Source organism: Rhodoferax sp. OV413 (assembly GCF_945881795.1).
In the GTDB taxonomy this organism is placed as follows: domain Bacteria; phylum Pseudomonadota; class Gammaproteobacteria; order Burkholderiales; family Burkholderiaceae_C; genus Allorhodoferax.
Genome location: NZ_CAMCVG010000067.1, coordinates 1 through 11,628 on the forward strand (window position 1 = coordinate 1; position 11,628 = coordinate 11,628).

The 11,628-nt window shown below is 62.8% G+C and carries 13 protein-coding genes; 10 read left to right on the forward strand and 3 right to left on the reverse strand.

The window, feature by feature from the left end:
* A partial coding sequence (locus tag Q0O05_RS08990) for an amidohydrolase family protein (protein ID WP_293662248.1) occupies nucleotides 1-688 on the forward strand: 688 nt, incomplete at its 5' end.
* A 12-nt stretch (nucleotides 689-700) separates the two neighbouring features.
* Here Q0O05_RS08990 and Q0O05_RS08995 read toward each other — a convergent pair.
* The 3 genes from Q0O05_RS08995 to hemB form a co-directional block, all read right to left on the reverse strand.
* Nucleotides 701-1,447 carry an SDR family oxidoreductase gene (locus Q0O05_RS08995; protein WP_293662250.1) on the reverse strand — a complete coding sequence of 249 codons (747 nt, stop codon included), beginning with the start codon at nucleotides 1,445-1,447 and terminating at the stop codon, nucleotides 701-703.
* Between the two features lie 43 nt (nucleotides 1,448-1,490).
* A complete protein-coding gene (locus Q0O05_RS09000) occupies nucleotides 1,491-2,621 on the reverse strand; it encodes a magnesium transporter CorA family protein (protein WP_293662252.1) in 1,131 nt (376 codons plus the stop codon).
* Between the two features lie 71 nt (nucleotides 2,622-2,692).
* Complete coding sequence (hemB, locus tag Q0O05_RS09005) at nucleotides 2,693-3,745, reverse strand: porphobilinogen synthase (RefSeq protein ID WP_293662254.1); 1,053 nt, start codon at nucleotides 3,743-3,745, stop codon at nucleotides 2,693-2,695.
* Nucleotides 3,746-4,029: 284 nt separating this feature from the next.
* On the opposite strand from hemB, the gene Q0O05_RS09010 reads away from it, so the two are divergent.
* The 9 genes from Q0O05_RS09010 to Q0O05_RS09050 all read left to right on the forward strand — a co-directional run.
* Nucleotides 4,030-4,458 (forward strand): CopD family protein, encoded by a 429-nt coding sequence (locus Q0O05_RS09010; protein WP_293662256.1) that lies wholly within the window; start codon nucleotides 4,030-4,032, stop codon nucleotides 4,456-4,458.
* A gap of 13 nt (nucleotides 4,459-4,471) precedes the next feature.
* Nucleotides 4,472-5,566: a VanZ family protein gene (locus Q0O05_RS09015; protein WP_293662257.1), complete on the forward strand. Its 1,095-nt coding sequence runs from the start codon at nucleotides 4,472-4,474 to the stop codon at nucleotides 5,564-5,566.
* A gap of 9 nt (nucleotides 5,567-5,575) precedes the next feature.
* Nucleotides 5,576-5,974 carry a (2Fe-2S) ferredoxin domain-containing protein gene (locus tag Q0O05_RS09020; protein ID WP_293662259.1) on the forward strand — a complete coding sequence of 133 codons (399 nt, stop codon included), beginning with the start codon at nucleotides 5,576-5,578 and terminating at the stop codon, nucleotides 5,972-5,974.
* Between the two features lie 112 nt (nucleotides 5,975-6,086).
* Nucleotides 6,087-6,719 carry a CocE/NonD family hydrolase gene (locus Q0O05_RS09025; protein WP_293662261.1) on the forward strand — a complete coding sequence of 211 codons (633 nt, stop codon included), beginning with the start codon at nucleotides 6,087-6,089 and terminating at the stop codon, nucleotides 6,717-6,719.
* Between the two features lie 86 nt (nucleotides 6,720-6,805).
* Entirely contained in the window at nucleotides 6,806-7,990 is a 1,185-nt protein-coding gene (locus tag Q0O05_RS09030) for a D-alanyl-D-alanine carboxypeptidase family protein (RefSeq protein ID WP_293662262.1), read from the forward strand.
* 114 nt (nucleotides 7,991-8,104) lie between these two features.
* Complete coding sequence (gene rpsL, locus Q0O05_RS09035; RefSeq protein WP_011466063.1) at nucleotides 8,105-8,482, forward strand: 30S ribosomal protein S12; 378 nt, start codon at nucleotides 8,105-8,107, stop codon at nucleotides 8,480-8,482.
* A 163-nt stretch (nucleotides 8,483-8,645) separates the two neighbouring features.
* Nucleotides 8,646-9,119: a 30S ribosomal protein S7 gene (gene rpsG, locus Q0O05_RS09040; protein WP_293662282.1), complete on the forward strand. Its 474-nt coding sequence runs from the start codon at nucleotides 8,646-8,648 to the stop codon at nucleotides 9,117-9,119.
* Nucleotides 9,120-9,266: 147 nt separating this feature from the next.
* Nucleotides 9,267-11,369 (forward strand): elongation factor G, encoded by a 2,103-nt coding sequence (fusA, locus tag Q0O05_RS09045; protein WP_293662284.1) that lies wholly within the window; start codon nucleotides 9,267-9,269, stop codon nucleotides 11,367-11,369.
* Between the two features lie 110 nt (nucleotides 11,370-11,479).
* Nucleotides 11,480-11,628: GTP-binding protein (locus Q0O05_RS09050; RefSeq protein WP_293661550.1), on the forward strand; the 149-nt coding region annotated here is incomplete at its 3' end.

Below are 11,628 nucleotides of genomic sequence, written 5' to 3' on the forward strand. Positions count from 1 at the left end.
CCTGACCGAGGCAGGCGCCCTGGCGCGGGCGGCGGGGGTTACCGTGGTGCCGCTGGTGCGCCTCTACCGCGACCGCGCGGACTACAGCAGCTGGTTTCGCGATCCGAGCATCGCAGCCATGGTGGACGCCGAATTGCAGCGCGGCACGGCGGCCGGCCCCTACCGCGGTCTGGGCGAGTTTCACCTCTACGACAGCGCCAATGCCGCCGGCCCCAATGCCATGCAGCTGATGGCCCGTGCCAAGCAGGAGGGACTGGTGGTGCTGGCGCATGTGGACGATGTCGCGGTAGACGGCCTGCTGCGTGCCACCCCCTCGGGCGGCGCCCGCAGCAAGCTGCTGTGGGCCCACACCGGCATCGGCGGCACCCCGGTCGAGCGGGTACGCGCCCTTTTGCGCCACTACCCGGGTCTGATGGGGGAGCTGTCGTACCGGCCGGGGCTGACCTGCTCTGCGGGCGGCGTGTTGACCCTGTGCCCCGAATGGCGGGCCCTGTTGCTCGAGTTTCCGGGGCGGTTTGTGATCGGCTCGGACACCTGGATCAACCAGCGCTGGCAGGACTATGAGTCCATCATGCAGGAGTACCGCAGCTGGCTGGGCGGCTTGCCGCCGGCGGTTGCCCGCAGCATCGCCTGGGGCAATGCCGCAGGGCTTTTCGGCCTGCCCGCCGAGCCGGCGCCCAGGCCCTGAGCGCTGGCCGGCCTAGCGCCCGCCCGCCACGTCCAGCAAGGCGCCGGTGGTGTAGCTGGCCTGCGGGCTGAGCAGCCAGAGAATGCTTACCGCCACCTCGTCGGCGCGGCCGGCGCGTTGCATCGGCACCTGCGGCCCGATGCGGCCTGCGCGGTCGGGCTGGCCGCCGGAGGCGTGGATTTCGGTGTCGATGATGCCCGGGCGCACCGCATTGACCCGCACCCCTTCGGCCGCTACTTCCCGGGCCAGGCCCAGGGTGAAGCTGTCGATGGCGCCTTTGCTGGCCGCGTAGTCCACATACTGCCCCGGGGAGCCCAGCGTGGAGGCCACACTCGAGAGGTTGACGATGCTGCCGCCCTCGCCGCCGTAGCGGGTGCTCATGCGGCGCACCGCCTCGCGGGCGCAGAGCATGCTGCCCAGCACGTTGGTGTCCAGCATGCGGCGCAGGCGCGCGAGGCTCATGTCGGCCACGCGGCAGGCCTGATCGACCACGCCGGCGCTGTTGACCAGCGCGCTGATGCGCCCGAGTTTGGCGTCCACCCTCTCAAACATGGCCAGCACCTGCGCCTCGTCGGCTACATCGGCCTGCAGGGCAATAGCGTTGCCGCCCCGGGCGCGGATGTGTCGCACCACCTCGTCGGCGGCGAGTGAGTTGCTTGCGTAATTGACCGCTACCGTGTAGCCAGCCTCTGCGGCTGCCAGCGCGGTGGCCGCGCCGATGCCGCGGGAGCCGCCGGTGATAAGAAGAACGGGTTGCATGGGTCCATGGTAACGGCGTGCGGCGCCGTGCTTGCGCGTCCGCTCAGCGCGTGCTTTGCGCCAGATAGCGCTTGCGCCAGAACACCAGCGACATCAGGCCGGCAATCAGCGCCATGCTGCCCAGCGCCCACCAGAAGCCGGTTTGTTTGTGCAGCAGGGGAATGAAGTCGAAATTCATTCCGAAGATGCCGGCAATCAGGTTCAGGGGCAAAAAGATGGCGGTGAGCACGGTGAGGGTGCGCATGATGTGGTTGGTGCGGTTGCTCTGCACGCTGAAGTGCATCTGCACCGCGGTCTCCACGCTGTGCTCGAGGCGGCGCACGTGGTGCACCACCCGCTCGATGTGCTCGAGCACGTCGCGGCTGCGCACCTGCAGCAGCTCCCGCTCGCGGTCCTCGGACGGGCTGTCCGGCTCGGGCCAGGTTTTGAGGGCTTCGGTCCAGTCCTGCATGCTGGCGCGCTGCTCTTCGCAGACGTCGTCGAGCTGGTGCAGCGTCTTGCGTGCCTCGAGCAGCGCGCTCCAGTTGTTAAAGCGGCTGCGAGGGCTGAGGAGCTCGCGTTGCCAGTGCTCGAGCTGATGGGTGAGTTCGCGGCGCAGGGCCAAGTAGCCGTCGACCATGGAGTTGACGATGCGCAGCATCAGGTCGGAGGAGCTGGTGGGCAGGCGCGCGCCCGCCGCGCGCGACTCGGCGGTGGCGGTTTGCAGGAGCTTGTCGGCATAGGCATCGCGCACGTGGCAGTCCTCGGGGTGCACGCTGAGCAGCACCTTGTCGAAGATCGCAAAGCCCACCGGGCTGGTGTCGATGCGGCGAAGGATGGGCGGGCCGCTCTGGCGCACCGGGGCCGAGGCGGCGCCCGGGGATGTCGGGGATGTCGGGGCGCTTCCCCGTGTAGCTGCCAGCCGGCGGAAGACCAGCACATCGTATTGCGAGGTGTAGTCGTAATGGGACGGCAGCTGGGTGTTGATCAGGTCGGTGACATGCAGGTCCACCAGCTGCGCGCCGCACAGGGTTTGCAGCGCGGTCTGCACCTTGCTGAGCCGGGCCTCAAATTCCGCGCGCCCGCAGGCGATCCAGAAGTAGGCCTGGGGCGTGTCACCCGCTGCCAGGCCCGCAAGGTCGGCAAGGTCAGCAACTTCCGCAATACGGCCGGGCTCAATGTGGAAGATGCGCATGCCTGGATTTTGGTCGAAATAGGCCGTTTGCGCTTATCCGATATGCGCAGACTGCTTCTTTTTTTATAGCGTCAGGCGCGCAACGCGCGTGCGGCATCCAGCGCGAAATAGGTCAGGATGCCGTCGGCCCCCGCCCGCTTGAAGGCCAGCAGGCTTTCCATCATCACGGCGTCGTGGTCCAGCCAGCCGTTCTGGGCGGCGGCTTTGAGCATGGCGTATTCGCCACTCACCTGGTAGGCAAAGGTGGGTACCCTGAAGGTGTCCTTCACCCGCCGCACCACGTCCAGGTAGGGCATGCCGGGTTTGACCATCACCATGTCGGCGCCTTCGGCAATGTCCATGGCGACCTCGCGCAGGGCTTCGTCGGTGTTGGCGGGGTCCATCTGGTAGACCTTTTTATTGCCCTTGCCCAGATTGCCTGCCGAGCCCACCGCGTCGCGGAAGGGGCCGTAAAAGGCCGATGCGTACTTGGCGCTGTAGGCCATGATGCGGGTGTGAATCAGTTGTTCGGCCTCCAGCGCGGTGCGGATGGCGCCGATGCGCCCGTCCATCATGTCGCTGGGCGCCACGATGTCCACCCCTGCGCGGGCCTGGGCCAGCGCCTGCTGCACCAGCTGCAAGGTGGTTTCTTCGTTGAGGATGTAGCCGTTTTCAGAGGGCCGGGTGTCGGGCAGGCCGTCCTGGCCGTGGGTGGTGTAGGGGTCCAGCGCCACATCGGTCATCACGCCGAGCTCGGGAAATTCTTTCTTCAGCGCCTGCACCACCCGGGGCACCAGACCGTTCGGGTTCAGGGCTTCGGCGCCGTCATAGGTCTTGAGGGACTGGTCCACCACCGGAAACAAGGCCATCACCGGGATGCCCAAGCGCACGCACTCTTCGGCCACGGGCAGCAGCAGGTCCAGGCTCAGCCGCTCGACCCCGGGCATGGACGCCACCGGTACCCGCTGCGATTGCCCTTCCACCACGAACACCGGATAAATCAGGTCGTGGGCGGTGAGGGTGTTTTCGCGCACCAGGTTGCGGGTGAAGGCGTCGCGGCGCAGCCGACGCGGGCGTCCGGCCGGAAATGGCGCAAAGGGGGCAATGGGAGCGTTGGAGGCGTTGGGGTGCTTGGGCGTGGTCATGCGCAAAATTGTGCCTTAAAGACCTGGCGCAGGCGCGCCGTGCCGGCAGGGCCCCTGTTATAAAAGTCGCACCGGGCAACAAGGAATTGCTGAAACAGGCTTGTCACCTCTGCGCAACATTGCTACATTTCGGGCCGGGTAGCTTGCTACCCCCCGCTTTTCCTCCCTGAGCGGGGCCTTGATGTGTGACAGCAAAAAAGGCTTGATACCCCAGCCCTCGTGCTGGGGTTTTTTTTGCCCTTTTCCCTTCGATGCTGCGCGGGGCCCGCCGCTACACTGTGTCCATGCTCTGGATCAAAGCCTTTCACATCATCTTCATCGCCAGCTGGTTCGCGGGTTTGTTTTACCTGCCCCGCATTTTTGTCAACCTCGCACTGGTGCCTTCCGGCTCGGATGCCGAGCGCGACCGGCTCCTGCTCATGGCCCGCAAGCTGCTGCGATTTACCACCCTGCTGGCGGTGCCGGCCCTGGCGCTGGGGCTTTACCTCTGGTGGGTGGTGGGCATCGGCCGCGGACCGGGTAACGGGTGGATGCATGCCAAGCTGGCGCTGGTGCTGCTGGCGATCGGCTACCACCACGGATGCGCCGTCATGCTGCGCAAGCTGGCCTCGGGGCAGACCCCGCGCAGCCATGTGTTCTACCGCTGGTTCAACGAAATCCCTGTGCTGCTGCTGACGGCCATCACGGTTCTGGTGGTGGTCAAGCCCTTCTGAGCAGGCCTGCGCCATGCACAAGTCCACCGCTTGGCCGCTGGCAGCTCTTTATGCAGCGCTGGTGGTCTACGCCAGCTTGTTTCCATTCTGGGAGTGGCGCGACCAGGGTGTCGCCACCTGGGAATATCTGCTGGCCCCCTCGCCGCGGTACTGGACGGGCTTTGATGTCGCCATCAACGTTATCGGCTACGTGCCCCTGGGCCTCCTGGTGGGCCTGGGCGCATTGCGCTCGGGCTGGCGGCGGCCCTCGGCCTGGTGGGGCCCGGTGGGGGTGATGCTGCTGTCCTTGCTGATGGAGGGGCTGCAGAGTTACCTGCCCTCGCGGGTGCCATCGCGGGAAGATTTCCTGCTCAACGCCCTGGGCGGCTGGAGCGGTGCCGCGCTGGCCTTTGTCCTGGAGCGCGCCGGCGCCATCGACCAGTGGAACGCGCTGCGCAGCCGTTGGTTCGTGCCGCACTCGCGCGGGGGCATCGTGCTTTTGTGCACCTGGCCGGTGGGCTTGCTTTTTCCGTCGGCCGTGCCGCTGGGGCAGGGGCAGGTGGTCGAGCGGCTGCAGGGCTTGCTGACGGTGGTGCTGGAAGACTCCCGCTTTGAGGCTTGGCTGCCCCAGCGGGCGACAGGTCCGCTGCCGCTCGCGCCCGGAACCGAAATGCTGTGCGTGGTGCTGGGACTTCTCATTCCTTGCCTGCTGGGCTTTTGCGTGGTGCGGGCGGCCTGGCGCCGTGCGGTGCTGGTGGGCGTCGCGCTGGCTTTTGCAGTGTTGGTCTCTGGCCTGTCGGCGGCGCTGAGCTGGGGGCCGGTCCATGCCTGGGCCTGGATGGACGGCCCCGCGCAAGCCGGCTTGTGGGTGGGCACGCTGCTGGCGCTGTTGTTGGTGGTGGCTCCGTGGCGGGCCAATGCGGCGCTGGCCTTGCTGGCCTTGGGGGTCTACCTGAGTCTGCTCAATCAGGCGCCCGAAGGCCCGTATTTTGCGCAGACGCTTCAGCTCTGGGAGCAGGGTCGCTTCATCCGCTTTAACGGGCTGGCCCAATGGGTGGGCTGGCTCTGGCCCTACGCGGCATTGGTCTACTTGCTGGGCTACATCGGCCGGCCTCCACTGAAAACCTAGAATCCCGCCATGAGCTCCATCCCCACCTCCGCCACCTCCCTGCCCACCGCCCCGGTTCCCCCCGCCGACGGCACAGCGCAAGCCGGCTACTACCAGCGCCACATCTTTTTTTGCTTGAACGAGCGAAAGAACGGCGAAGCCTGCTGCGCCCAGCACGACGCCTTTGCCGGATTTGACCGCTGCAAACAGCGCGTCAAGGAGGCTGGTCTGGCAGGGCCGGGGCAGGTGCGGGTCAACAAGGCGGGCTGCCTGGACCGCTGTGCGGCCGGCCCGGTGGCCGTGGTGTATCCGGAGGCGGTCTGGTACAGCTTTGTGGATGCGCAGGACATCGATGAGATTGTCGAGTCTCACCTGAAGAATGGCAAAGTGGTAGAGCGCCTGCTCACCCCGCCGCACTTGGGGCGCTGATCGGCTGCCTGGCGGGCGCTTGCCGGCGCCCTGCCGCAGCCGATAAATTTGCATCAAAATAGCTTCTATCGCCCGCCAGTTATGCGCGAGCAGCTACAAAAAAGATAGCGCCATGAATTCCTCCACCCAAAAGTTTGAAATCGCAGGCTCCGCCGGCGTTATCGAGGGGCTGATTGACGAGCCGGCGGATGTGCCCGCAGACCAATGGCGCGGCACGGCGGTGATTGCGCACCCGCACCCTCTGTTCGGCGGCACCATGGATAACAAAGTGGTGCAGACCATGGCGAGGGGGTTCGTGCAGACCGGTTGGCGCGCGGTGCGATTCAATTTCCGCGGGGTAGGGGGCAGCGCCGGCGTGCATGACAACGGGGCGGGCGAGCTGCAGGACATGCTGGCCGTGGTGGCTCATGCAGGCGGGAGCGGTCCGCTGGCGCTGGCAGGCTTTTCTTTTGGCGCTTTTGTGACCAGCCATGCGCTTGCGGCCTTGTCCGCGAGCGAGCCTGCCAAGGTGGTGCTGGTGGGTACTGCGGCGAGCCGATTTTCGGTGGCGCCGGTGGCACAGGCGTTCCACGACCGAACGCTGGTGCTGCATGGCGAGCAGGACGACACGGTTCCTCTGTCCGACGTGATGGATTGGGCGCGCCCGCAGAGCCTGCCGGTGACTGTCGTGCCCGGCGGCGGGCATTTTTTTCATGGACAATTGCCCTTGCTGCGCAGCCTGGTGGTGCGGCATTTGATGGCCTGAGACCGCTTCAGGCCAGCAAGGCCCCAAGCCCGCCCCTTCCCGCCCCGCGCTTTGCAGCGTTACAGAATCCCCTCTCGGACTGATCTATGAAATTCCTCTTTGCCGCAGTTTTGGCCGCCTCCGCTTTTGTAGCCTCTGCCGAAGCACCCCGAGCGCCGGAAGTCGCAGCGCGTGCCTATTTGCTGATGGATGTGACCGCCAACCAGGTGCTGGCGGCCAAAGATGCCGACATGCCCGTCGAGCCCGCGTCCCTGACCAAGCTGATGACGGCTTACCTGGTGTTTGATGCTTTGCGCGCCAAAAAAATCGACCTGAAGCAAACCTTTCCGGTCAGCGAACGCGCCTGGAAGATGCCCGGCTCGCGGATGTTCATCGACCCCAAGATGCAGGTGCCCGTGGAAGACCTGATCAAGGGCATGATCGTGCAAAGCGGCAACGACGCCACCATGGCGTTGGCAGAGGGCGTGGGCGGCTCGCTTGAGCACTTCGTGCAGATGATGAATGAGCAAGCCAAGGCGCTGGGCATGAAAAGCACCGGCTACAAAAACCCTGAAGGCCTTACCGAAGCGGGCCACACCACCACCGCCCGTGACCTGAGCATTCTCGCGACCCGCCTGATGAGCGATTTCCCCGATTACCTGCCCTACTACGCCATCAAGAAATACCGCTACCCGGGCACCCCCGCAGCCAACGACAACAACCGCAACCTCCTGCTCTTTCGCGACCCCACCGTCGACGGCCTGAAAACCGGCCACACCAGTGCCGCCGGTTACTGCCTGGTGGCCACTGCCCGGCGTGACTTTCCCGCGCTAGCCACTGCTGGAGCGGTTCCGGGCTCCCCCGCCGCCACCGGCAGCCGCCGCCTGCTCTCCATCGTTCTCGGCGCAGACAGCGAAAACTCCCGCGCCAATGAATCCCAGAAGCTGCTGAACTGGGGCTATACCGCGTTCGAGGCCGTCAAGCTCTATGACGCTGGCTTTGCCGTTGTGACGCCCAAGGTCTGGAAAGGGCGCTCGGGTGCGGTCAAAGTCGGGCGTGCCGACGGCGTCATCGTCGCGGTTCCTGTTGGAACGGCTTCGCAGCTCAAAACAGAAGTCGTGCGCCAGGAGCCCATCGTCGCGCCGGTTGCAAAAGGGCAGACCTTGGCCACCCTCAAGGTAAAAGCAGGCGAACAGGTGGTTGCAGAAGTGCCTCTGCAGGCGCTAGGCGGCGTGGAGCAGGCCGGTGTTTTCGGCCGCGCATGGGACGCAATCCGTCTCTGGATTCGATGATTTGCCAGTCGGAATTTGCCCTCTCTCAGAGGTTCTGATACATTAGAAGGCTTTTCGGAAATTCCGAGGGGATTCACGTTTTCGTAATATTCAAACGTTTAGGGACGTTTTTCAATGCCAACCATTAACCAGCTCGTGCGTCAAGGCCGTGAGGTCGAGACCATCAAGTCGAAGAGTCCTGCGATGCAGAACTCTCCGCAGCGTCGTGGCGTGTGCACTCGCGTGTACACCACAACGCCTAAAAAGCCTAACTCCGCTTTGCGTAAGGTCGCCAAGGTGCGCCTGACCAACGGTTTTGAGGTGATCTCTTACATCGGCGGTGAAGGCCACAACCTGCAGGAACACAGCGTGGTGCTGGTTCGTGGCGGTCGTGTTAAGGACTTGCCCGGTGTGCGTTACCACATCGTCCGCGGCTCGCTGGACTTGCAAGGTGTGAAAGACCGCAAGCAGTCCCGCTCCAAGTACGGTGCGAAGAAGCCGAAGGCCAAATAAGCCAGAACGGTTCGATTTTTTGGTGCTGTTCCCCCGCGTGGCGCGGAGAGGCAGCGTAGTGACCCGAAGCCCGGAATCGTCCGAGTGGGTCGAGTAAGTGAGGGTTTGATTGAACTCTCGCGGTGTCTGAAAAGACGCCAACTGAAGCAATATGAGGTGAAATATGCCACGTCGTCGCGAAGTCCCTAAACGTGAAATCCTGCCGGATCCTAAGTTCGGCAATGTCGAGCTGTCCAAATTCATGAACGTGATCATGGAAGGCGGCAAAAAAGCAGTTGCCGAGCGCATCATTTACGGAGCGCTGGAACTGATCGGTAAGAAGCATCCTGATAAAGACCCGTTGGAAGCCTTCACCGTTGCTATCAACAACGTCAAGCCCATGGTCGAAGTGAAGTCCCGTCGCGTCGGTGGTGCTAACTACCAAGTGCCCGTTGAAGTGCGCCCCGTCCGCCGCCTGGCTTTGTCCATGCGCTGGATCAAAGAGGCAGCCCGCAAGCGCGGTGAAAAGTCCATGGCCCAACGCCTTGCCAACGAAATGTTGGAAGCCACCGAAGGCCGTGGCGGCGCCATGAAAAAGCGTGACGAAGTGCACCGTATGGCAGAAGCCAACAAGGCTTTCTCTCACTTCCGTTTCTAAGCATCGGAAATCGCGTCTTTCAGAGCTTGGCGGTTGCGGCTGGCGCCATGACGGTGTCATGCCGGGCGGCCACACTCTGAGAGTCGTTATGTCTCGCCGCATCGGGCGGCAGACCCCCTCAAGAATTTGATCAACCAAGGATCCATCATGGCTCGCACTACCCCCATTGAGCGCTATCGCAATATTGGTATTTCTGCGCACATCGACGCCGGAAAAACCACCACGACCGAGCGTATTCTTTTCTATACCGGCGTGAACCACAAAATCGGCGAAGTGCACGATGGCGCGGCCACCATGGACTGGATGGAGCAAGAGCAAGAGCGCGGTATCACCATCACATCCGCAGCGACCACCTGCTTCTGGAAGGGCATGGACTCCTCCTTTGCCGAGCATCGCATCAACATCATCGACACCCCCGGACACGTGGACTTCACGATTGAAGTGGAGCGTTCCATGCGCGTGCTGGACGGCGCTTGCATGGTGTATTGCGCTGTGGGCGGCGTGCAACCTCAGTCTGAAACCGTGTGGCGTCAGGCAAATAAATACAAGGTGCCCCGCTTGGCATTTGTGAACAAGATGGACCGTACCGGTGCCAACTTCTTCAAGGTTGTGGAGCAGATGAAGTTGCGCCTGAAGGCCAGCCCCGTGCCGATCGTGATCCCTATCGGCGCTGAAGAAAACTTCACCGGCGTAGTGGACCTGCGCAAGATGAAGGCCATCATTTGGGATGAAGCTTCCCAAGGCATGAAGTTCAACTTCGAAGAAATCCCTGCGGACCTTTTGGAAACCGCCAAAGAGTGGCGCGAGAAGATGGTCGAGGCTGCTGCTGAGGCTTCCGAAGACCTGATGAACAAGTACCTGGAAGAAGGCGAGTTGACCGAAGAAGAAATCACCGCCGGTCTGCGCGCGCGCACCATCGCCGGCGAAATCCAGCCGATGTTGTGCGGTACTGCCTTCAAGAACAAAGGCGTGCAGCGCATGTTGGACGCTGTGATTGAACTGATGCCTTCCCCCTTGGACGTGAAGGCGATCAAGGGCTTCGACGAAGACGAGAAGGAGACCACCCGCAAGGCTGACGACGACGAGAAATTCGCCGCCTTGGCCTTCAAGCTGATGACCGACCCGTTCGTAGGCCAGCTGACCTTCGTGCGTGTTTATTCCGGCGTGCTGAAGAAAGGCGACACCGTCTACAACGCGGTGCGCGGCAAAAAAGAGCGTATTGGCCGCATCGTGCAAATGCATGCCAACAACCGTGAAGAAGTCGACGAAATCCGCGCCGGCGACATCGCTGCTTGCGTGGGCTTGAAAGATGTCACCACGGGCGAAACCTTGTGCGATCCCTCGGCTGTGATCACCCTGGAGCGTATGGTGTTCCCTGACTCGGTGATTCGCCAAGCCGTTGAGCCCAAGACCAAGGCCGACCAAGAAAAAATGGGTATTGCTTTGAGCCGTTTGGCCGCAGAAGACCCCTCTTTCCGCGTTCAAACAGACGAAGAGTCCGGGCAAACCATTATCGGTGGTCAGGGCGAGTTGCACTTGGAAATTATTGTGGACCGCATGAAGCGCGAGTTCGGCGTGGAAGCCAACGTGGGTAAGCCCCAAGTGGCCTACCGCGAAACTATCCGCAAGCAAGTGGTCGACGTCGAAGGCAAGTTTGTGCGCCAGTCCGGTGGTAAGGGTCAGTACGGTCACGTCGTGTTCACCGTCGAGCCCAACGAAGCCGGAAAGGGTTTCCAATTTGTCGATGCTATCAAGGGTGGTGTGGTTCCTCGCGAATACATTCCGGCTGTGGAAAAGGGTGTGATTGAAGCCCTGACCCAGGGTGTGATGGCGGGCTACCCCGTAGTGGACGTCAAGGTAACTTTGACCTTCGGCTCCTACCATGACGTTGACTCGAACGAAAACGCGTTCAAGATGGCTGCGATTTTCGGATTCAAGGAAGGGTGCCGCAAGGCTAACCCCGTGATTCTTGAGCCCATGATGGCCGTGGAAGTGGAAACACCCGAAGACTACGCCGGCAACGTGATGGGCGACTTGTCCTCACGCCGCGGAATGGTGCAGGGTATGGACGATATGGTCGGTGGCGGCAAGGCGATTAAAGCTGAGGTCCCTTTGTCCGAAATGTTCGGCTACTCCACTTCGCTGCGTTCTATGTCGCAAGGTCGCGCTACCTACACAATGGAATTCAAGCACTACTCTGAAGCTCCGCGTAACGTGTCCGAAGCCATCATGGCTGCCCGCGCTAAGTAACTTTTCCTTGTCTGCGACGGTGTGCCGCCCTGTTCCCGTGCGGGGCGAATCAGCAACATCGTGCAGACGTAAAACCACTACACGGGATTAGCTCTTTGGAGATTTGAAATATGGCAAAAGAAAAATTCACCCGTACCAAGCCCCACGTCAACGTGGGCACCATTGGCCACGTGGACCACGGCAAGACAACCCTGACAGCGGCGATCACCACCGTGCTGGCGGCCAAGTTTGGCGGCTCTGCCAAGGCCTACGACCAAAT